Source organism: Haloferax sp. YSSS75 (assembly GCF_046764215.1).
Lineage (GTDB): Archaea > Halobacteriota > Halobacteria > Halobacteriales > Haloferacaceae > Haloferax.
In genome coordinates, this window is sequence record NZ_CP177206.1 from 509388 (window position 1) to 528283 (window position 18896).

Here is an 18896-nt window from a genome sequence, read left to right on the forward strand (position 1 = left end):
TCTCGTCGTGTCGCCGACTGAGAGTTATCTCGTCTCCCACCCTACGACTCACATGGACCGGAACAGGGTACGACAGGCGTGGGAGTCCGTCTCCGAGACGTACGCTCGGACGCGTGACCCGACGGGGTCCGACGCCGAACTGCTCTCGGAACTCGTCGCGCTCCTCCCGGAGAATCCCGTCGTCCTCGACGTCGGATGCGGTGACGGTGCGCGGACGCTCGCCAACCTTCCGCCGGGGAGTCTCGGCCTCGACTTCGCTCGCCGTGGACTCGAACTGGCGGCACAGACGGTTCCGGATGCAGAACTGGTCCAAGCTGACATGCTGTCGATTCCCTTTCGTGACGACTCGGTCGATGCTATCACGGCGTATCACGCCGTGTTTCACGTCCCGCGTGCTTCGCATCCGACTGTTTACCGCGAGTTCGCACGTGTCCTGAAACCCGGTGGGGTGGTTCTCACGACGCTTCCCGGTGGCCGATTCGAAACGGTCCGCCGTGGGTGGATGGGCGGGCGGATGTTCTTTTCCTCACCCGGGCGTGAGCAGACGCTGTCGCAACTCAGGGACGCTGGATTCGACCATCTGGAGACTCGCGTCGCCGACGACCCACTCGGGACGAGCAGTGAGTTCGTGTTCGCTCGTCTCGCACTCGACGACTAGTGTCGTGCCGTAATTCAGAGAGAAGGTGGGCGTCTCGTGGTCCTCGGCGGTGGATTTCCTCCAGCAAACTCATGTGAGTAGACGTACATGATTAGGTATGAATAGCCCGTCCGGCCCGAGTCGCAGAGGATTAGTCCTGCTCTTCGTCCTCACACTCGTCGCGGCGGTCAGTCAAGCAGACACCGTCTTCAGCGGCACTCCGAGTACGGTGTCACTCGTCTTGTTCGTCGCCTTCTCGCTGGCGAGTGTGCTCCTGTTGTGGCGACTCTTCCAGCAGAACCGCCCGGCGTAGGGCACCGTCGGGCACGACGGCAGGCGACGCTGACAGTCGCGTTCACACTGCTTTCGTCTTCCGTGCCGTCTTTCGAATCTCGTCGAGGACGGAGTCGAGCGAGAGAACGTCCGACAGCGCCTCCATGGCGCTGGCAAAGGGGACGTCGAGTGCGTAACTGTAGTAGTTGCCCCGCGACCCGGTGCGGTTTTCTTCTGCAGAGAGGATGCCGAGCATCCGCAGGTCCGAGAGGTGGTTGTGGACCGACCGCTGTGCGAGTGGGTCGATGCCCGCGGAGTTACAGAGGCGGAGATACTCCTGATAGAGGTCACGCATCCGGCAGGGTGTCTCGTCGTTGGCCGCCTTCGAGACGACTGCGAGCAGTGCGAAGTGTCCGTTCTCGGTGAGTTCGCGCATCCCTTCGACGACGCGTTCCTGTTCGAGTTTCTGCCGCGCGATGTCGACGTGGTCGAGGGTGATTCTGTCGTCGTCTTTGTTCTCGGCGTGTTCGCCCGCCAACCGAAGCAGGTCGAGCGCCTGTCGTGCGCTTCCGCTGTCGCGGGCGGCGAGTGCCGCACACAGGTTGAGGACGCCTTCTTCGCACGCATCTTCCGCGATGGCGACTTCCGCCCGCGATTCGAGAATGTTCTGGAGTTCGGGGGCCTGATACGGCGGGAAGTGGAGTTCGCGTTCACAGAGCGTGTCCTGGACGCGCGGGTCGAGTTGGTCGTGGAACTTGAAGTCGTTCGAGATACCGACGAGGCCGACTTTCGCGTCGTCGAGTTTGCCGTTCGACCGGGCACGCGGGAGTTCGTAGAGCAGTTCGTCTCGCTCCCCGATAGAGTCGACTTCGTCGAGGACGATGAGGATGGTTCCACCCACGTCGTCTAACTCTTCGAAGAGTTTCTTGAAGACGGTCTGTTGGGGGTAACCCGTCGAACTAATCTCCGCGCCGGCCGGTCGCAGTTCGTTGACGAGTTCGACGGCGACCTGATACGAGGAGTTGAGCGTCTTGCAGTTGATGGAGATGACGCTCAAATCCACGTCGTCGTACTGCGAGACGTCTTCGAGAAGCATCTCGAGGAGGAACTCCGTCACTGCCGTCTTTCCGACGCCGGTGTTCCCGTAGAGGAAGACGTTGTTCGGTTCCCACCCGTCGACGACTGGTTGGAGTGCATCCATGTACTCCGATATCTCGTCGTCGCGCTCTTCGATGCGCTCGGGTTTGTAGGACTCTCCAAGGGCGTCCTTGTTGACGAAGACGTTTTGCTTTCGCTCGAACCGGCGCATTAACGTCGGGTCCTTGTTCCGTCCCCCTATTTAAAACCGCGATTTCATCTGATTCATCTGAATCTCGGACTGTCTTACGAGACGGACGAAATGTTCGTCGCGGCGGGAGGACGGCGAACAGACACACCCCACTGTTGCAAGTGAAGACGAGAGACGAGAGTCTCTAGAAGAACAACAGAGCACAGTTTCAACTAAAGTGCTGACATATCTAGGGTGAAGAGACCACCGTCACACGTGATTCGGACCGACTGAATTCGCCCGTGTTCCGCCGTCTCCTCCCAGATTCACCTGCAATCGTGGTGGGTGGACGAATACTCCGGCCGGAACTGATTCACTTGCATCGGTGGTCTCTCCGAACTCACACCCCTCACACCTCCGCAGTGGTTCACTTGCAACAGTGGTGTCTGTGGGTCGATTATCGGCCTCTCTTAGTTCGGTTATTCACTTGAATCTGTGGTGTGTCGGTGCTGAACTCCCCGTGTCGAGATTCACAATCACGAGCGGACGTTCACGTGTATCGGTGGTCTGTCTCACGAGGTGGCGAACTCTTCGGTGGTCCCACGGCGACTCGCCGGACGTCGCCGCCCTCTCACGAAATGCCTTTACCCTCGATACTGTTACACGTTCTCGTGGACCGCTCTACTGCGGGTGCGCTCGGGTTGGCCCTCCTCGCCGTCGTGGCCTTTGCGGTCGCCGCCGCGACTATCGACTCGACTGTCGTAACTGACGGTGGTTCGTTCGGATTCGGTCCCGGCGACTCCGGCGGTGGTGGTGTCGGCGAGACACAGGACACCGGGTTCGAACCGCTCTCGGGAGACACCGAGGGATTCAGTATTCCGACACCGTGTCTCCCGTGGTTGCTCTCACCGGAAGTCCTCGCTCTCGTCGCCGCCGTCTTTCTCCTCCTCGGGGGTTACAGCTACTGGGAGACTCGCTCACTGCTCCCGCCAGTGGCAATCGTGTTGGCGCTCGGACCGCCAGTCGCCCTCCTCATTGGACTGCTGACGTCCTGTAACCGCGGTTTCTCATTTTCGAGTCGTGCCACGGAGGCCGCAGGCAACATCTCGCTGTTCCAACCCGGCGGCGGTGGGCGTCTCGGTGAGGGTGCCGGCGGCGTCCAGAGTGTCTCGCCGCCGACGCTCCTGTTTACGCTCCTGCTCGTCGTCGCGCTCGGTGTCGCCGTCTTCATGCTCGTCACGGGGACGAGCGACACACCGGACGGTGACGACGAACCCACGCCGTCGACGCCCGAGACGTCCCCGGACGTCGCCGCTGTCGGCCGTGCCGCCGGCGCTGCGGCCGAACGAATCGAATCCGGAGACGGTGACGTCGAGAACGAAGTGTTCCGCGCGTGGCGGGAGATGACGACGCTCCTCGACGTGCCGAACCGCCAGTCTGCGACGCCGGCCGAGTTCGCCGCTGCTGCTGTCGATGCCGGCATGGAGAGAGACGACGTGACGGAACTGACGAATCTCTTCGAAGCAGTGCGATACGGTGGGGCCGAAGCGACGACGGCGCGCGAGCGACGTGCCGTCGACGCGCTCCGAAACATCGAATCGACCTACGCCGACCAGTCTTCGGAGGACCGATGACGAAGGCTCGCTCGCTCGCGTATCTCGTCGGCGTCGTCGCCACTGCCGGCGGGTTCGCCATCGTCGCCGGCGTCTCGCTAGGGTTGGAACTCACCGACCTGTTTCTCACCCTGGTCGCCGCACTCGCGGCGATACAGGGCACCAGATACGTCCAACGACGGCGAGATACGCCCACACGGACGACGACGACGGGTGACCCCGAACTACGCGTCGAAGTCCCCGTCCCGGGGGCCGACTTCGACGACGAACTCCGCACAGCGCTGACGCGTCGCAGTCGGTGGGGCACTCGCGAGCGACTCGTCTCTCGCCTCGAACAGCGTGCACAGCGCGCACTCGTCCTCAGAGACGGAAAGACGCCGGCCGAGGCGGCCAGACTCATCGACGACGGAACGTGGACGGACGACGTCGTCGCGGCCCGTTTCCTCGGAGCGACCATCTCGGTTCCCATCCGATATCGCCTCCGTCTCTTCCTGTCCGGACAGTCCGCACTGGTCGCTCGCGTCGAGCGGACGATTGCGGCCATCGAGAACGTCGGAACCGACCAAGCGCACGCAGACGACGATGCCGCGACGCCGACTGCTGCGAGCGATGGAGGACGCCGATGAGTCGCGAATTCGAGACGGCGCGGTGGGTTGGCCTCGAAGGACTCGTCCTCGTCGCCGCCGCGGTGGGCGTCTTCCTCCGTGAACCAGCACCGCTGTTGCTCGCCGGCGTGGGCGTCGTCTACGTTGGGTACGTCCGCATCGCCACCGTCCCGGAGGTGACGCTCGCAATCGAGCGAGAACTCTCGGATTCGACACCGGATTCCGACGACGACGTCGAGGTGACGCTCTCGGTGACCAACGAGGGGTCACGGACGCTCTTCGACCTTCGAATCGTCGACGGCGTTCCCCCGGCACTCGCCGTCTCGGACGGCCCCGCACGCCTCGGAGCGGCCCTCAGACCCGGTGCGACGGCGACGACGACGTACACCGTCACGGCGATTCGCGGCGAGCACACGTGGGACGAGACGGTGGTCGTCGCCCGCGACCCGAGCGGTGCAGTCGAGCGCCGCGAGACGATACACACCGAGACGACGATGCGGTGTGAACCCGAACTGGCGGCGACGGCGGACCTACCGCTTCGTGGCCTCACGTCGAAGTACGCCGGACGCGTCGAGACGGACGTTCCGGGGTCGGGACTGGAGTTCGCTTCCATCCGGGAGTACCGCCACGGCGACCCGATTCGACGCATCGACTGGAATCGCCGCGCTCGGACCGGGGAACTCGCGACGGTACAGTTCCGTGAGGAGCGTGCTGCGGCCGTCGTCCTCGTCGTCGACACGCGCTCGGAGGCACACGTCGCTCCCGACTCGGACGCCGAGACGGCGGTCGAACGCTGTGTCGACGCGGCGAGTATCGCGTTCTCGGCGCTCCTCGACAGTGGCGACAGAGTCGGTGTGGCCGCGTTCGGGCCGACGGAGTGTTGGCTAGAACCGTCGTCAGGTGGTGACCACCGTGCCCGCGCCCGACGACTCTTCGCGACACACCCCGCGTTCGCCCCGACGCCACCCACAGAGGCGTTCTTCCCGTCCGTTGCGGTGAAGCGACTCCGACGACGACTCTCCAGTGACGCACAGGTCATCTTCTGTTCGCCACTCGCAGACGACTACGCCGTCTCCGTCGCTCGCCGACTGGAGGCCTACGGCCACGCCGTCACCGTCGTCTCACCCGACCCGACGGGGACCGGAACCGTCGGTGCCAGACTCGCCCGCCTCGAACGCGACTTGCGCCTGCGTGACCTGCGGCGCTCGGGGATTCGCGTAGTGGATTGGCGAGACGAACCACTCGCAGTCGCACTCGCTCGGGCCGAATCGGGGTGGTCGCGGTGAGCAGTCGACACGTCGTGACACGGAGGGTCGTCGATGAGTGAAATCACCCGTCGGCCGACTCGCTCTGGGACGGCACTGGCGCTTTCGGCGGCCGGGTTGGCGATACTCGCACTCGCGTTCACGACGACGACTGCCGCACTCGGTGGGGTCGTCGCGACTGTCGTCCTCGCGGCAGGCGTGACCCGCGGGTCTCGGCGACTCGTCGATACGGCGGGCGGACTCTTCTTCGTCGCGTTGCTGCTCGCTGGCGTCGGTCGAGCGGGGACAGAAGCACTGCTCCTCGCTGCTGTCGCGTCGGTGCTGGCGTGGGACACCGCAGAGAACGCGCTCTCTCTCGGCCAACACCTCGGCCGCGAGACGGCGACGACTCGCCTCGAACTCGTCCACGCCGCGGCGACGCTGGCCGTCCTCGTCGTCGGCGTCGGCGTCGTCTACGTCCTCCGGTCGGCGGCGACGGGTGGGCAACCAATTACCGCAGTCGTGTTGCTGTTGCTCGGTGCAACCGCCCTCGTGGCGGCGATGCGCCGGTGAGGGAGTGTCATTCGAGCGTCGGCACTGTGACCTTGTCGAGGACGTCACGAACCACGTCCGCCTTCTGTACGTCTTCGACCCGTGCGTCCGGGGTGAGCACGAGACGGTGTGCGAGGACGGCGTGGGCGACGCGTTTGATGTCGTCCGGAGTGACGAACTCGCGCCCCTCGACGACTGCGCGGGCGCGTGCCGCTTCGAACAGGCGCTGTGTGCCTCGTGGCGAGACGCCGACGCGGACTCGTCTGTCCGTGCGCGTCTCTCTGGTGAGTTCGGCCATGTACCGCAACAGGTCGTCGTCGACGCGGACCTGTTCCGGTGCCCGTCGAATCGCGACGACGGAGTCTCGGTCGAGGACGCGCTCGATAGTCGGACTCTGTGCTTCGCGTCCGGCGCGTCGTCGGAGCAGTTCGACTTCGCCGTCGAGGTCAGGATAGCCGATGGCGGACTTCACGACGAATCGGTCGACCTGTGCTTCCGGCAGTGTGAACGTCCCTTCCTGTTCGACGGGGTTCTGCGTGGCGATGACGAAGAACGGTTTCGGAAGTTCGTGTGTCTCGCCGTCGACGGTCACCTGTCCTTCCTCCATCGCTTCGAGGAGGGCCGCCTGCGTCTTCGGCGGCGCGCGGTTGATTTCGTCCGCGAGGACGACGTTGGCGAAGATGGGACCGGGAGAGAACTCGAACGACCGGTCGCGCTCGTCGTAGATGTTCGTCCCCGTCACGTCGGCAGGGAGGAGGTCAGGTGTGAACTGGATACGAGAAAACGAGAGGCCGAGCGCCGTCGCGAAACTTCGAGCGGTGAGCGTCTTCCCCGTCCCCGGGACGTCTTCGAGGAGGACGTGCCCGCGAGCGAGGACGCCCGTGAGGACCGTCTCGAGAAACGAGCGGTCGGCGATGACGGCTTCGGAGATGGTGTCGAGAACCTGCGTACACGTCTCGCTCGCCGTGTCGATGTCCATGCGACATCCCCGTTTGCGTGCGACTTAGTAACAGTGGTCGCCGGCGTGGTCATCCCGGTTTCGTCTCTCGGTCACACCACTCGCGGCCTCGGTAAATCGAAACGGATTAAACTATCCGCGAGAGAGATGACGATGGAAGCCGAGGTAGCCTAGCCCGGCCAAGGCGGTAGATTCGAAATCTACTGTCCATTCGGACACGTGAGTTCAAATCTCACCCTCGGCGCTTCTCACGGACACTACACTCCGAGCGGCGCGTCTCGTCGCGCCGCGACAGGGTGTCCGTGTGTGCGACGACCTGAGATTTGAACTAGGGAGCGAACGACGTGAGCGAGTGAGGTTCAAATCTCACCCTCGGTGGTTTCACTTTCTGCGAACACCGTCTCTCTGGACCCCCCGTCCGAAGGTTTATTCCCGAAACCGAGGCCACTCCTCTGTCGTGATACGAACACACAGCGTTGCCGACGCTGACACCCCGGGAGAGTAGTGTGTTCGACGCCGAAAAAGTTGTCACAGGACCACCAGAACTCGCGGACATGGACTCCGCACTCGCGACGAAACTCGACGGTATCATGCTCCTGTTGACCTTCATCCTCGTCGCCGTGGCGTATCAGGCCGCAGGTGTCGTGGGGGTCCTCCTCGCGTTCCTCGGCGGGGCCGCAGTTCTCGTCGGTGCCGCATCCCCGGCCACCCAGTCGGACGCGACCAGTGACTAGCCTTCTCGGTCGAACGTCTCGAACACCACTTGCTCGCCGTCGTCACCGCCACGCATCCGTCGCCGGCGTTTGTCGTATGCACCCGCGAGTATCGACTCACGCGTCCGCCGCCCGACCAGATACGCGTCCGCGTCGCTCTCGTCTCGTGGGTCGGCACTGCGAATCCAGACGGCGACGTCGCCGCGACTCGACAGACCGCTGGCCCACATCTCGGCGTCGTCGCGCGAACTAAAGACGTGCCGCGTCCCCCGTCGGTTGACGAGCGTTCCCACTGCCCCGTTGGTCCGGCGGGCCGAGGGCTTGATGTCGACGACGAACGCAGCGTCTGGCACGCCCGAATATCGTGGCTCCGGGGTCTTGTACCACCCGGAATCGGTCCTCTCCGAGGACGAGGCCGAACGCCTCAAACACCGACCGACTCACGCTCCGATACCCTCGGCCGGGGCTGGTATGGTGTCTCGTGACACGGGTCGGTGATGTCTGTCGATTTCACTTTCACTCTCCTAGGATTCGATACATATCCTCTCCGTTCGTTTGCAGATGTATGAGCGCGAATGCGGCAGACACGAATACGAGCGAAGACGGTGGGACGCGCCGAATAGACGTCACGACGGTCCGCACGGGGCGCGTCGCCGACTACGCGGAGTCGAAACTCGGCGACGACGCCATCGGATTCGAGCGCCGAGGTGGGTGGACCTACCTCGTCGCAAAAGAGACGCGCTGAGCGCGTCGCGGTGCGGCCGAAACGCGGCGACGACTACCGTCGAAGCGACGCTAGCGTAGACTAGTCGTCCGCCGACGCGGGTTCCAGCGTGCCCTGACTCTTTTCGAGCAGTCGGTCGAGGGCATCGACCATCGCCTGCACACTCGCTCGCGTGATGTCCGCGTCCGACGCGGCGACGGTGACACTTCTATCGCCGAGTGACATCGTCACCTCGACGGTCACGACGGCGTCGGTGCCGCCGGTGATGGCGTCGACGTGATATTCGTCGAGTTGTGCGTCCGCGTCGGGGCCGAGTGCTTTCCGCACTGCTTTCACCGCGGCGTCGACCGGTCCAGACCCGGTGCCGGAGGCGACGCGTTCCTCGCCGTCGACGCTGAGTCTGACACTCGCCGTCGGCGTCCCGCCACCGGATGCGGCCGTGAGGTCGAGGAGTTCGACCGTCCGGTCACGCTCGCGGCCTTGAACGTCTTCTGCGAACGCGAGGAGGTCCGCGTCGGTGACGCGCTTTCCTCGGTCGCCGAGTTCTTTCACCCGACTGACGACGGCGGCGACTTCTTCGTCCGTAGCGTCGACGCCGTGTTCGTCGAGCGCGGCTTTGACACCGGCGCGGCCGGCGTGTTTCCCGAGGACGAGACGACGCTCACGTCCGACCGTCTCCGGCGGGTACGGTTCGTACATCGCGTCGTCTTTGAGCGTGCCGTCGGTGTGGATGCCACTCTCGTGCGTGAAGGCGTTCTGCCCGACGACTGCTTTGTTCGGTGGCAGTGCGACGCCCGTCGCGTGAGCGACTTTCTGTGCCAGTGCGTAGAGTTCGTCGAGTTTGACGGTATCGACGTCGTAACAGTGGTGCAACGCGATTGCGACTTCTTCGAGGGCGACGTTGCCGGCGCGCTCGCCGATGCCGTTGACCGTCGTGTGGACGAGGTCAGCACCCGCGGCGAGACTCGCGTGGACGTTGGCCATCGCGAGTCCTAGGTCGTCGTGGGTGTGGGTGGACGTCGGCCCGTACTGAGCGACTTGCGAGACGGCCTCGTAGGTGTGTTCGGGACTGGTGTGTCCGACCGTATCGGCGAAACAGAACCGGTCTGCTCCAGCGTTGTGAGAGACTTGTGCCAACTCGTCTAAGAACTCCAGTGACGCGCGAGAGCCGTCTTCGCCGATGACTTCGACCCACAGGCCGTGGTCCTTGGCGTACGCGACGAGTTCGTCCGTCGTCTGGAGGACGCCCTCCTGTGTGGTGCCGACCTTCGACTCGATGTGGCGCTCGCTCGCCGGAACGACGAGCGTGATGCCGCCGACGTCGCAGTCGAGTGCGAGGTCGATGTCGTTCTGGACGCCGCGAGCGAAACTCGTCACCGTCGCGTCGAGGCCGAGCGACGTGACGCGCTTGATGGTCTCGCGTTCACCGGGGCCGGTGCAGGCGCTTCCTGCTTCGATGTAGTCGACCTGTGCCCTGTCGAGTGCCCGTGCGATATCTGCCTTTTCGCTCGGAGTCAGTGAGACTCCGGGCGCTTGCTCGCCATCGCGAAGCGTAGTATCCAACAGCTGTACCGAATCAGAAGTGCGTAGCTCGGGGGTCTTCCCGAATCGTGTATTCACGGTAGAATCGTGTCCTTGTGAGTTAGAACCGTCGAATTTCACAGCCAGCCGTCTCGCGACGACTTACTCTATCCTCCGTCGGTGTGGTATCTCCCGACATAGTAGTTGAACACATCTGTGGACGAATGTATAAAAGAGATGGTTCCGACAGTTATTGGTGTCTCATCAGGGGCCTGACTGTTCGCTTATTCAGAAAGTTCGACCAGGTCGCCCGGTTCGACGTCTTCGGCGGCCCCTGCGGGGAGTTCGATGATGGTGTCGGCCATACCGAATCCGATGCCCGTCCACGCGGACAGACGCTTCTTCTGCTTGACTTCGTCGCCGATAAGCCACAGTGCGTCGATGTCGAACGGGACGAACACCATGTGGAGACTGTGTCTGTCGGCGTCGTCGAATCTGAAGACGAGTGCGTAGTCGTCGGGGACCGACCCGCGAAACATCAGTCCACGGGCTTTCGAGAGAAACGAGTCCGCCGTCTCGACGTTGGACGCGAGCGTCGTCTGGTCCCCGTTCTGTCGGTGTACGAGCCTCACGACCAATTTTTGGACCGTGGACCTGATGAAACCACCGCCGACTGCGGCCCCTCCGAAGTCGGCCGGTTCTGCGGCCTCTCTCCCATTGGAAGGGCTCTGGGGCCCCTATCCCACCGAAAGGACTCTACGTCCGCTATCCCACCGAAAGGACTCTACGGCCGCTATCTCACCGAAAGCAACGTTTACCCGCGCGCTGTCCACACCACAGGTATGGAACAGACGCCGACAGGGACGCCCGTAGGTGTCGACGACCCCTACGACCACGCCGGCCGGTGTGACCACCTCACGAGCGACGGGAAGTGCCGTCTGGCCCGCGAGTACGCCGACCGTGACCCGGCGTTCGCCCGCGAACGCGCCCGATTCGACTACGAATGCGTCGCCGCCGACGACGACTGCGAGTTCCGCGACTGTCCACACTACGCCGCGACGACGAACGGTCGCGAGTGCGTCCGGTGTGGTCTCGAAGAAGTCCGCATGGCCCACGACTCGGCGGCACGGCCACTCCTCGAAGAACACCACCTCTCGTATGGAAGCGGGTCGAGCGCCGCCCACGACGCGGGCGACGACCCTTCACACGAGATTACCGTCGCCCTCTGTCGATGGTGTCACACGAAGGTCCACAAGTCGTTCGCTCGCATCGACGACGACGCCTCGCCGGACCCGGAGGCCATCGCTGCACGTGAAGCACGACGGACGAAGGAGTTGGCGGAGATGGGATTTCAGTCGGCAAGAGAACGTGTCGACGACGAGTGACGACACGCTCGTTCGCGTCTCGATATGCCAATGTGATGCACGGATACGCTCATCTCGACCGTCCTTCGAACCATTTTTAGGCACGGTAGTCCAATCCGGGACATGACCCGAATCGTCGTCATCGACAACCACGGGCAGTTCACCCATCTCGAACGACGCGCACTCCGTGACCTCGGCGTCGACACCGAACTCGTCGACAACGACACGGCACCCGAAGATATCGACGCAGACGGCATCGTCCTCTCTGGCGGGCCGGACATGGACCGCATCGGCCGCTGTGCCGACTACCTCGAACTCGACGTTCCGATTCTCGGTATCTGTCTCGGCATGCAGATTCTGGCCGAAGAACTCGGCGGGCGCGTCGGCTCCGGCGACTACGGCGGATACGCGGACGTCGACGTCTCGATTCTCGACGAAGACGACCCGCTAATCGGCTCGCTCGCCCCCGAGACACGCGTCTGGGCCAGTCACGCCGACGAAGTGAAAGAAGTCCCGGAGGGCTTCACCCACACCGCCACGAGCGACGTCTGTACCATCGAAGCGATGAGCGACACCGACCGTGACCTCTACGGCGTCCAGTGGCACCCCGAGGTGGCCCACACCGACGAGGGTGAGGAAGTCTTCGAGAACTTCATCGCTATCTGCGAACAGTAATCGGCCAGTCGGTCTATCGCTCGGCTATCTGCGGTCGGAAAACCGCCCACCCGCTCGGCAGTCATCTATCTATCATCGTTTTCCGGTCGGAATAATACGAGGGATTTACCCTACTCGAATTTGTCTGTTCGGGAAATGACCTCCACGCAGAGCGACCTCGCCGGGTTGTCGCGGTTTATCTTCCGCGCGCCCAAGTGGTACGCGAGTCTGGGGTTCGCCATGCTCGTCGCCGCGATGGCCGGTATCGCGGCGTTCGACTCGGGGAACTTCGAGGGTTCGTGGCGAGGTATCTTCTTCCTCGGCAGAGACGCCTGGGAAGGTATCTTCTTCATCGGTATTCCGACGGTCGTTGCAGCGTTCGGTACCACCGGCGTCGACCGGTTCGTCGGCGGGAAACTGACACACAATCGCTCGTCACTCCTCGCGCTGGCGGGCGAAGTCATCATCGTCACCCTCGTCACGATAGCCGCCATCGTCTCGGTGTTCACCGGTCTCGGCCAGCGATTCGTCTTCGACGCACTCGTCGTCTCCCTCGCGTCGGTCTTCGCGTTCCGGTTGCTCATCATCATGGCCGTCTCTCGGTCGTCGCTCCTCGTCGCCGCCGTCCCGGCGAGTATCCAGACACTCACCGCCGCGGCCTTGCTCTTCATCTACAGCGGGACGCTGGCCTTCTTCGAAGTGGGCGGCCCCATCCTCGACGCGTATCTGTTACCGTATCTGGCCCGCCCGGACCGAGCACCGCCCGAACTCTCCGCAATCGCGCTCAGTCACTTCCAACTGCTCGCTATCACGTGTGTCGTCTACTCGCTCGGCGTCTACGCCTTCCTTCGCGTCGTCGACCGACCGTGGCGCCGGAGTCTCGGTGTGTCCGTCCTCGACTTCATCCGTGGGTTCATCGGCCACGTCGCAGAGGGGACGCGCGAACTGGAGGACTTCTTCGAGCAACTCGGACAGGAGGCAATCGTCCCCGTCACCGTTCTCTCGTTCCGCCGCGACGACGGTACCGAGAAGGCGCGGTTCGTCCTGCCGATGATTCACCCGGGTCCGATGGGTGAAATCGGCGGCGGAAACTTCCCCGAACGGGTCGCCCGCCGTTCAGAGGGCCTCGCGTTCCCGCCGCACGCCACCGCCGGCCACGACTTCAACCTCGTGACGGAACGCGAAGTCGACGTCGTCCTCGACGCCGCCGACGCCGCCTACGAGAACATCGAGTACACCGAGGAGGCCACAGAGAGCGTCCGTGTCGAATCCGGCGACGCGAAGATGCTCGGCCAACGATTCGGTGACGACGCCGTTCTCGTCTCGACGTACGCCCCACTGTTCGCAGACGACGTCGAGTACGCCGTCGGCCTCTCCGCGTCCGCCGAGGCCCGAACGACCGGTCTCGAACACGTCCTCCTCGTAGACGCACACAACTGTAACAACGGCCTGCAGGGACCGGACCTCGGACACGTCACCCCCGGTAGCAAACGCTCGTTCGACATGATTTCCGCGGCAGGCATCGCGGGGGACGAACTCACCGAATCGTCGCCCGGAACGCTCGAACTCGGGACGGCGTGGGAGCGAACCGAGTGGGTGCCGCGCGACGGCATCGGCCCCCTCGGCATCCGTGTCGCCGTGACGGACGTGAACGACCAGAAGACGGCGTACGTCCTCGTCGACGGGAACAACATGGAACCGGGCCTCCGCGACTACCTCGTCGATGCACTCACGGAGGGTCCGGACGCACCGGTGGACGTGGCCGAAGTGATGACGACGGACACGCACATCGTCAACACCGTCGAAGCGGAAAATCAGGTGGGTGCGGCAATCGACGACGACGAACTGCGGTCGACCATCGAGCGCCTCGTCGACGCGGCGCTCGCGGACCGTGAACCCGTCACCGGCGGGATGGCAACCGAACGCGCCGAGGTGACCATCTTCGGCAACGACCGGACCGAGACGCTCGCGAGTCACGCGAACGCCGTCGTCTCGATGGGCGGGGCACTGGCACTGGCGGTCATCCTCGCGTCGATGGCCGTTAGCCTGCTCGTGTTCTTCCTCGCGTAATCGGTTCCAGTGTGGCGCACCCTTCGACGCCCCCTCTCTGGACCGTCTTCCACGTACAGTCGCCACTCACGGACGGAGATTCGAACGACGAGAAAACTCCCTCGCCGCACTTACTTCAGTGAGAGCGTTCGCGTCTCGATGTTCCCACAACTCGGACAGATGTGCCGATAGAAGACGCTTGAACCGGTCGTCTTCGCCGACCACTCGCCGTCTTCGTCGTCGAACCCACACTCTGAACAGACGCGCTCGACGTCTGTGTACCGTTCTCGCAGTCTGTCCAGCGCGGTAGTCCCTCTCGGAGTACGCCTAATTGACATGGGGTAACATACACCATGGCCCTTCATAATTGTATCGGGCAATTGTACAGTTCGACCCCGTGAATTCTACGGATTCGTTGGTAACTGGGGCGATTACTCGACAGTCGTCGGTGTTGTGTCGAGTGGTCGTTAGTCAGCCAACAGCCCAAAATACTTATCGTGTTGACATGATGTCTCCCTATGAGTGCTCTCCAAGCCCTCCAGACAGCAGGCGCGACACTCCGACGGAACCCGATTTTGTTCGTCGTCACCGCCGCGCTTAGCTTCCTGCAACTTCCCGGACTGATAGCGCAGTCTATCAGCCCGCTCGTAGGGAGTCTCGTCTCGCTCGTGTCTAGCGGACTCTTGTTGTTCGTCATGCCGTTTTTCATCGGCGGCGTCATCGGCATGGCGAACGAGGCGATTGGCGGCCGCACCTCGTTCGAGACGCTCGTCAGCGAGGGAAAAGCCCACTACGTCTCGATACTGGTCGTCTACTTCGGACTGCTCGTCTTCTACGTCGTGTTGTGGGTCGTGAGCTTCTTGCTGGTCGCTTTGGTCGGTGCGATTCTGTTGTCGAGCGGGACGCAACCGGGTATCGTCCTCTTCGCAATCGTCGCCGTGGTTGGCTTGGCCATCCTCTCGGTCTATCTCGGAGTCCTGTTCGTCTCGCAGTTCTTCGGCCACGCCATCGTCGTCGACGACGTGGGAGCTATCGAGGGACTCAAACGGAGTGTGTGGTGCGTCAGGCACAACCTCGTGTCCGTCTTCGGCTACACCATCGTCGTCACCGTCGGAGGCGCTGTCCTCGGCCTCGTCGGGGTGGTGTTCTCGTTGCTCACGACGCCGACGATGCCGCCACAACGCCCCGGTGTGACCGACGTGAGCGTCGCTCCAGCGGCGACTCCACACCTGTTTGGCCTCCCCTCGGTCGGTCTCGTCGGAACGCTCGGCCTCGCCGCGCTCGTCCTCGTCGTCAGTAGCCTCGTCGGTGCGTTCTTCGCAGCGTACTCGACGGCGTTCTATCGGTCGATTCGACCGGTACAGGCGACCTGACTCCCAGTCGAGTGACACGGACGCGTCGCTCACCAATCGAATGAAACACGGGGGGTGCCCGCGAAAACCCTACTCGTCGTCCGCTTCCGCGAACAGTTCGTCGACGGCTTCCTGTGCCGTTCGGGCCGCCTCGTCGGCGACCGCTTCGGCATCGTCGGCGTCGTCGGGTGCGTTGATGTACACGTCGACGTCGAGCACGCCGTCTTCGAACGTCACGGTCACGTCGAAGTCAGTGACGCGCGACTGCTTGAACCGGGCGAAGATGAGGCCTTCGGCCGCCTCGGCGGCGGTCTGGACAACCTCTTCGTCCGTTGGCTCTGGCATTTATGCGCCGCCGGGACCCATCGGACCGGCACCGCCTGCACCGCCCTGCAGCATCTGCTGGAGCTCTTCCTGCAGACTCTCGAACTTCTCTTGGACGCGTTCTTCCTGCTTCGTCAGTTGTTCGACGCGGACTTCGAGGCTCTCGACCTTCTCTTCGAGGTCTTCCTGCGCTGCTTCGTAGTCCGTCTCGATGAGGAGTTCACCGACTTCGCGATACATCTTGGAGTCGGCGTCGACGTCTTCGAGCGTGTCGAGCGCCGTCTGAGCTTCGTTGAGTGCCGTCTCGGAGGACTGCTTCTGCTGGGAGACGTTCTGAGCGGTCTCCTGAAGGTTCTGCAGTTCTTCGAGCTTCTCCTGCGCTTCCGGCGGCAGACTTCCCTGCATACCCGAACCGACGGGACGCCGGCCCTAAAACACCCGCGGTCTGCTACGCAGACTGTGAACGTCTCTCGCTCGCGGTGGCGACGGCCTCAGCAGTCTCGACGAGGCGTATCCACGTGTTCACGCCGGCGCGAAGGGCGACCAGGTCGTCGGCCTCGACGGTGACGACGACGGTTCGGCCGTCGCGGTGGACGCGTGCACGAGAGCGGGCATCGTCTATCTCGCCGACTTCGACGGCGACACTTCGTTCGACGATGCGAGCGCGCCGCTCGTCGGGGTAGTCGAACTCGAGAGAAGCGCTGTGCGCGGGGCGCACGTTACTCGACGGTGACTTCTTTCACGTTGGGGGACCGCTCCTTCAGCAGGACGCGGTGCCCACAGTACGGGCAACGAACGCCACCGAACTCGTCCAGTTCGACGTCGCGCTTGCACCGGGAACATTTGTAGCTCATTGTGAGGTGTGAGGAATCGGGGGAACTCGGTTATTCGGACTCGCCAGTGAGTGCGGCGCGGATGGAGCGACGAACCTGTTTTCCGGCCGGGGTCTGGGGACGGTAGGTACCGCCGGTGAAGACCTCGCCAGTCTTTTCGTTCTTCCAGATGCCGGTTCCGACGCGGGTGACGTCGTCGCCGTCGACTTTCGCGCTTCGCATCTCTGCTTCGATTTCCTTGACGCGGCGGCGGGCGACACGGCCGTACCGAGCACCGAAGCGCCCGGCACTGCCAACAGATCGTGCCTTCTTGTCGGCCATAGTACCGCCAACTACCTCAGCAGTATGGATAAACCCTACGAGTCGCGTCGGCGCGACGTCCCCTAGACACTGCTATCTCTGTTCTGTGCGTATGACCGGTATGAAGACACACGTCGTGGTCGGCGCGGGTCCGGTCGGCCTCGCAGTCGCTGAACACCTCCGAGAACGCGACGCCGACGTCGCCGTCGTGACGCGACACGTAACCGACAGACTCCCCGAGGGTGCAGAACACCGACGCGTCGACGTGACAGACGAGTCGATGGCGAAAGCGGCGTTCGAAGACGCCGACGTCGTCTACCACTGTGCGCAACCGCCGTACGACTCGTGGCCCGACCTCTTTCCCGACCTGACGCGGGCCATCGTCGCGGGCGTCGAATCCGCGGGTGCGAGATTGGTCGTCGCCGAGAACCTCTACATGTACGGCGAGGTGGACGACAGACTCACCGAAGACCTACCGTACGCGGCCACCGGTCCGAAGGGTCGAACCCGCGCGAGATGCGCTCGGATGGTCCTCGACGCCCACGACGAGGGTCGAATCGAGGCGACCATCGGCCGAGCGAGCGACTTTTTCGGCCCACGAGTCCGCAACTCTGCGGTCGGCGAGCAGGTGTTCGGCGAGGCAGTCGACGGGAACCGCGCGAAGGTCCTCGGGAAGCCCAAGTTCCCGCACACCTACACCTACGTCCCCGACTTCGCTCGCGCGCTGGTCCTCCTCGGCGAACGAGACGAGGCACTGGGCGAGGCGTGGCACGTCCCGAACCCCGAAACTGTCTCCACGCGTCGATTCGTCGAACTCGTCTACGACGCCGCGGGCATCGACCCCCGACTCCCACGTCTCGTGTACCTCGCCGGCCCGTTGCTGACGCTCGGTGGACTCGTGAGTTCGCCACTGAAAGAGTTCGGCGAACAGCGATACTCGTTCGAAGCGCCCTACGTCGTCGACGACTCGAAGTTCCGGAACGCCTTCGGGGACGCAGTGACGGCGACACCACTCGAAACGGCTATCGAGGAGACAGTCGCGTGGTACCGTGACCAGCGGGCGACGACAGAACCGATTCACATCGAGACAGAGTCGGAGCAAGCGTTCGAAGCGACCACTCAGTGAGCAGGCTCGGGTCGCTCTGGGGAACTCCTCCAGTATCTGACTGCTTCTCGAAGTCGTGCTGAATAGCGGGCGCGTATTGAGCACCTTCGAATCGCTCCGTGCTCAGCTCACTACCTCGGCTGAGGATTATAGTTCCAGAGACCCTCATTGGGGTGTGAACAGTTTCTCACTCGATAACATCGACCACGGTATCCTCTACGCGCTCCAGCGCGACGCCCGAAATACCACCACCGCCGAGATTGCCGACGAGGTCGAGGTATCCGCCAGCACCGTCCGCAATCGAATCGAGAAACTCGAAGAGGTCGGAATTATAGAGGGTTACTACCCTAAAATCAACTACGAGCTCTCGAACTTCCCGCTCCACGTGCTGTTCGTCTGCAACGCTAACCCGCTGGAGCGCGAACAGTTGGCCGCCGCGGCAATCGAGGTACAGGGGGTCATCGACGTCAGAGAGATGCTCACCAGCACGCGCAATCTTTACATCGAAGTCGTCGCGACTGACACTCGTAACCTTACGACCATCACGAACGAGCTCGCGGCCATGGAACTCGAGGTGCTCTCCTCGGAGATTATCACGAGCCACCGCGTCCGGCCCTGGGCAGAATTCGAATTCCAGACGCCCGACTTTCCTTCAGATTGAACGTGATGTTATAATTATATGATTGTGAACTTCGCATTTTTGTCTTTCAAATGTGCGGGTTTGCTGGATAGAATTGTTGAAAACATCAATCCACACAACGGTTATATCATTGTTCTTCCTTTCTCCTCTTGCCACGAGTGAATCGGG

The 18896-nt window shown here is 63.1% G+C and carries 25 protein-coding genes and 1 tRNA gene; 15 read left to right on the top strand and 11 right to left on the bottom strand.

The window, feature by feature from the left end:
- Positions 1-52: 52 nt before the first annotated feature.
- On the top strand, positions 53-658 hold the full coding sequence (locus tag ACK3R5_RS02650; protein WP_411967985.1) for a class I SAM-dependent methyltransferase: 606 nt from the start codon (positions 53-55) through the stop codon (positions 656-658).
- 97 nt (positions 659-755) lie between these two features.
- Positions 756-950 carry a hypothetical protein gene (locus tag ACK3R5_RS02655; protein WP_411965501.1) on the top strand — a complete coding sequence of 65 codons (195 nt, stop codon included), beginning with the start codon at positions 756-758 and terminating at the stop codon, positions 948-950.
- Between the two features lie 42 nt (positions 951-992).
- Here ACK3R5_RS02655 and ACK3R5_RS02660 read toward each other — a convergent pair whose 3' ends face one another.
- Positions 993-2219 carry an orc1/cdc6 family replication initiation protein gene (locus ACK3R5_RS02660; RefSeq protein ID WP_411965502.1) on the bottom strand — a complete coding sequence of 409 codons (1227 nt, stop codon included), beginning with the start codon at positions 2217-2219 and terminating at the stop codon, positions 993-995.
- 629 nt (positions 2220-2848) lie between these two features.
- Between ACK3R5_RS02660 and ACK3R5_RS02665 the strand changes: the two genes are divergently transcribed.
- Genes ACK3R5_RS02665 through ACK3R5_RS02680 form a run of 4 tightly spaced genes read left to right on the top strand, consistent with a single transcriptional unit; the run spans position 2849 to position 6212 of the window.
- A complete protein-coding gene (locus ACK3R5_RS02665; RefSeq protein ID WP_411967986.1) occupies positions 2849-3811 on the top strand; it encodes a DUF4129 domain-containing protein in 963 nt (320 codons plus the stop codon).
- The gene (locus ACK3R5_RS02670) at positions 3808-4416 is read left to right on the top strand and encodes a hypothetical protein (protein WP_411967987.1); all 609 of its coding nucleotides are present in this window, start codon (positions 3808-3810) and stop codon (positions 4414-4416) included. Before ACK3R5_RS02665 ends, ACK3R5_RS02670 begins: the two co-directional genes overlap by 4 nt.
- Positions 4413-5681, top strand: coding sequence for a DUF58 domain-containing protein (locus ACK3R5_RS02675; protein WP_411967988.1), 1269 nt, complete (start codon positions 4413-4415; stop codon positions 5679-5681). Before ACK3R5_RS02670 ends, ACK3R5_RS02675 begins: the two co-directional genes overlap by 4 nt.
- A gap of 33 nt (positions 5682-5714) precedes the next feature.
- Positions 5715-6212, top strand: a complete 498-nt coding sequence (locus tag ACK3R5_RS02680) for a hypothetical protein (RefSeq protein ID WP_411967989.1) — start codon at positions 5715-5717, stop codon at positions 6210-6212.
- Between the two features lie 7 nt (positions 6213-6219).
- Here ACK3R5_RS02680 and ACK3R5_RS02685 read toward each other — a convergent pair whose 3' ends face one another.
- Complete coding sequence (locus ACK3R5_RS02685) at positions 6220-7170, bottom strand: AAA family ATPase (protein ID WP_411965508.1); 951 nt, start codon at positions 7168-7170, stop codon at positions 6220-6222.
- A gap of 138 nt (positions 7171-7308) precedes the next feature.
- Between ACK3R5_RS02685 and ACK3R5_RS02690 the strand changes: the two genes are divergently transcribed.
- Positions 7309-7393, top strand: a tRNA-Ser gene (locus ACK3R5_RS02690).
- 310 nt (positions 7394-7703) lie between these two features.
- Positions 7704-7883 carry a hypothetical protein gene (locus tag ACK3R5_RS02695; RefSeq protein ID WP_411967990.1) on the top strand — a complete coding sequence of 60 codons (180 nt, stop codon included), beginning with the start codon at positions 7704-7706 and terminating at the stop codon, positions 7881-7883.
- On the opposite strand, the gene ACK3R5_RS02700 is transcribed toward ACK3R5_RS02695, so the two are convergent.
- Positions 7880-8215 (bottom strand): hypothetical protein, encoded by a 336-nt coding sequence (locus tag ACK3R5_RS02700; RefSeq protein WP_411967991.1) that lies wholly within the window; start codon positions 8213-8215, stop codon positions 7880-7882. The two genes, ACK3R5_RS02695 and ACK3R5_RS02700, sit on opposite strands and share 4 nt — an antisense overlap.
- A gap of 212 nt (positions 8216-8427) precedes the next feature.
- On the opposite strand from ACK3R5_RS02700, the gene ACK3R5_RS02705 reads away from it, so the two are divergent.
- Positions 8428-8607 carry a hypothetical protein gene (locus ACK3R5_RS02705; RefSeq protein ID WP_411965511.1) on the top strand — a complete coding sequence of 60 codons (180 nt, stop codon included), beginning with the start codon at positions 8428-8430 and terminating at the stop codon, positions 8605-8607.
- 60 nt (positions 8608-8667) lie between these two features.
- Here ACK3R5_RS02705 and ACK3R5_RS02710 read toward each other — a convergent pair whose 3' ends face one another.
- Together ACK3R5_RS02710 and ACK3R5_RS02715 are read right to left on the bottom strand one after the other, a co-directional pair.
- Entirely contained in the window at positions 8668-10206 is a 1539-nt protein-coding gene (locus ACK3R5_RS02710; RefSeq protein ID WP_411967992.1) for a (R)-citramalate synthase, read from the bottom strand.
- Between the two features lie 185 nt (positions 10207-10391).
- A complete protein-coding gene (locus ACK3R5_RS02715) occupies positions 10392-10739 on the bottom strand; it encodes a DUF192 domain-containing protein (protein ID WP_411965513.1) in 348 nt (115 codons plus the stop codon).
- A gap of 210 nt (positions 10740-10949) precedes the next feature.
- Between ACK3R5_RS02715 and ACK3R5_RS02720 the strand changes: the two genes are divergently transcribed.
- The 3 genes from ACK3R5_RS02720 to ACK3R5_RS02730 all read left to right on the top strand — a co-directional run bounded on the left by ACK3R5_RS02720 (position 10950) and on the right by ACK3R5_RS02730 (position 14195).
- Positions 10950-11492, top strand: a complete 543-nt coding sequence (locus ACK3R5_RS02720; RefSeq protein ID WP_411967993.1) for a hypothetical protein — start codon at positions 10950-10952, stop codon at positions 11490-11492.
- A gap of 102 nt (positions 11493-11594) precedes the next feature.
- The gene (locus tag ACK3R5_RS02725; protein WP_411965515.1) at positions 11595-12146 is read left to right on the top strand and encodes a GMP synthase subunit A; all 552 of its coding nucleotides are present in this window, start codon (positions 11595-11597) and stop codon (positions 12144-12146) included.
- Between the two features lie 135 nt (positions 12147-12281).
- On the top strand, positions 12282-14195 hold the full coding sequence (locus ACK3R5_RS02730) for a DUF2070 family protein (protein ID WP_411967994.1): 1914 nt from the start codon (positions 12282-12284) through the stop codon (positions 14193-14195).
- Positions 14196-14305: 110 nt separating this feature from the next.
- Here ACK3R5_RS02730 and ACK3R5_RS02735 read toward each other — a convergent pair whose 3' ends face one another.
- Positions 14306-14512: an HVO_0649 family zinc finger protein gene (locus ACK3R5_RS02735; protein WP_411965517.1), complete on the bottom strand. Its 207-nt coding sequence runs from the start codon at positions 14510-14512 to the stop codon at positions 14306-14308.
- 180 nt (positions 14513-14692) lie between these two features.
- Here ACK3R5_RS02735 and ACK3R5_RS02740 point away from each other — a divergent pair, with 180 nt between their 5' ends.
- The gene (locus tag ACK3R5_RS02740) at positions 14693-15547 is read left to right on the top strand and encodes a hypothetical protein (RefSeq protein ID WP_411967995.1); all 855 of its coding nucleotides are present in this window, start codon (positions 14693-14695) and stop codon (positions 15545-15547) included.
- 69 nt (positions 15548-15616) lie between these two features.
- On the opposite strand, the gene ACK3R5_RS02745 is transcribed toward ACK3R5_RS02740, so the two are convergent.
- From ACK3R5_RS02745 to ACK3R5_RS02765, 5 genes are read right to left on the bottom strand one after another with little or no spacing between them, the layout of a single operon-like run.
- Positions 15617-15871: a DUF3194 domain-containing protein gene (locus ACK3R5_RS02745; RefSeq protein WP_411965519.1), complete on the bottom strand. Its 255-nt coding sequence runs from the start codon at positions 15869-15871 to the stop codon at positions 15617-15619.
- Positions 15872-16255 (bottom strand): prefoldin subunit beta, encoded by a 384-nt coding sequence (locus ACK3R5_RS02750; protein WP_411965520.1) that lies wholly within the window; start codon positions 16253-16255, stop codon positions 15872-15874.
- Between the two features lie 43 nt (positions 16256-16298).
- The gene (locus tag ACK3R5_RS02755; protein WP_411967996.1) at positions 16299-16568 is read right to left on the bottom strand and encodes a KEOPS complex subunit Pcc1; all 270 of its coding nucleotides are present in this window, start codon (positions 16566-16568) and stop codon (positions 16299-16301) included.
- Position 16569: 1 nt separating this feature from the next.
- A complete protein-coding gene (locus ACK3R5_RS02760) occupies positions 16570-16704 on the bottom strand; it encodes a DNA-directed RNA polymerase subunit P (RefSeq protein ID WP_411965522.1) in 135 nt (44 codons plus the stop codon).
- Positions 16705-16734: 30 nt separating this feature from the next.
- A complete protein-coding gene (locus ACK3R5_RS02765; RefSeq protein WP_151134381.1) occupies positions 16735-17004 on the bottom strand; it encodes a 50S ribosomal protein L37ae in 270 nt (89 codons plus the stop codon).
- A gap of 100 nt (positions 17005-17104) precedes the next feature.
- On the opposite strand from ACK3R5_RS02765, the gene ACK3R5_RS02770 reads away from it, so the two are divergent.
- The gene (locus ACK3R5_RS02770) at positions 17105-18109 is read left to right on the top strand and encodes an NAD-dependent epimerase/dehydratase family protein (RefSeq protein ID WP_411967997.1); all 1005 of its coding nucleotides are present in this window, start codon (positions 17105-17107) and stop codon (positions 18107-18109) included.
- 154 nt (positions 18110-18263) lie between these two features.
- On the top strand, positions 18264-18749 hold the full coding sequence (locus ACK3R5_RS02775) for an Lrp/AsnC family transcriptional regulator (RefSeq protein WP_411967998.1): 486 nt from the start codon (positions 18264-18266) through the stop codon (positions 18747-18749).
- Positions 18750-18896 lie beyond the last annotated feature (147 nt).

Excerpts from the sequence above, each read along its gene's own strand:
- ACK3R5_RS02685 (WP_411965508.1), bottom strand. The coding sequence starts at position 7,170 with ATGGACATCGACACGGCGAGCGAGACGTGTACGCAGGTTCTCGACACC.
- ACK3R5_RS02765 (WP_151134381.1), bottom strand. The coding sequence starts at position 17,004 with ATGGCCGACAAGAAGGCACGATCTGTTGGCAGTGCCGGGCGCTTCGGT.
- ACK3R5_RS02655 (WP_411965501.1), top strand. The coding sequence starts at position 756 with ATGAATAGCCCGTCCGGCCCGAGTCGCAGAGGATTAGTCCTGCTCTTC.
- ACK3R5_RS02740 (WP_411967995.1), top strand. The coding sequence starts at position 14,693 with ATGAGTGCTCTCCAAGCCCTCCAGACAGCAGGCGCGACACTCCGACGG.
- ACK3R5_RS02760 (WP_411965522.1), bottom strand. The coding sequence starts at position 16,704 with ATGAGCTACAAATGTTCCCGGTGCAAGCGCGACGTCGAACTGGACGAG.
- ACK3R5_RS02670 (WP_411967987.1), top strand. The coding sequence starts at position 3,808 with ATGACGAAGGCTCGCTCGCTCGCGTATCTCGTCGGCGTCGTCGCCACT.
- ACK3R5_RS02730 (WP_411967994.1), top strand. The coding sequence starts at position 12,282 with ATGACCTCCACGCAGAGCGACCTCGCCGGGTTGTCGCGGTTTATCTTC.
- ACK3R5_RS02750 (WP_411965520.1), bottom strand. The coding sequence starts at position 16,255 with ATGCAGGGAAGTCTGCCGCCGGAAGCGCAGGAGAAGCTCGAAGAACTG.
- ACK3R5_RS02695 (WP_411967990.1), top strand. The coding sequence starts at position 7,704 with ATGGACTCCGCACTCGCGACGAAACTCGACGGTATCATGCTCCTGTTG.
- ACK3R5_RS02650 (WP_411967985.1), top strand. The coding sequence starts at position 53 with ATGGACCGGAACAGGGTACGACAGGCGTGGGAGTCCGTCTCCGAGACG.
- ACK3R5_RS02705 (WP_411965511.1), top strand. The coding sequence starts at position 8,428 with ATGAGCGCGAATGCGGCAGACACGAATACGAGCGAAGACGGTGGGACG.
- ACK3R5_RS02735 (WP_411965517.1), bottom strand. The coding sequence starts at position 14,512 with ATGTCAATTAGGCGTACTCCGAGAGGGACTACCGCGCTGGACAGACTG.
- ACK3R5_RS02725 (WP_411965515.1), top strand. The coding sequence starts at position 11,595 with ATGACCCGAATCGTCGTCATCGACAACCACGGGCAGTTCACCCATCTC.
- ACK3R5_RS02675 (WP_411967988.1), top strand. The coding sequence starts at position 4,413 with ATGAGTCGCGAATTCGAGACGGCGCGGTGGGTTGGCCTCGAAGGACTC.
- ACK3R5_RS02660 (WP_411965502.1), bottom strand. The coding sequence starts at position 2,219 with ATGCGCCGGTTCGAGCGAAAGCAAAACGTCTTCGTCAACAAGGACGCC.
- ACK3R5_RS02770 (WP_411967997.1), top strand. The coding sequence starts at position 17,105 with ATGAAGACACACGTCGTGGTCGGCGCGGGTCCGGTCGGCCTCGCAGTC.
- ACK3R5_RS02680 (WP_411967989.1), top strand. The coding sequence starts at position 5,715 with ATGAGTGAAATCACCCGTCGGCCGACTCGCTCTGGGACGGCACTGGCG.
- ACK3R5_RS02720 (WP_411967993.1), top strand. The coding sequence starts at position 10,950 with ATGGAACAGACGCCGACAGGGACGCCCGTAGGTGTCGACGACCCCTAC.
- ACK3R5_RS02745 (WP_411965519.1), bottom strand. The coding sequence starts at position 15,871 with ATGCCAGAGCCAACGGACGAAGAGGTTGTCCAGACCGCCGCCGAGGCG.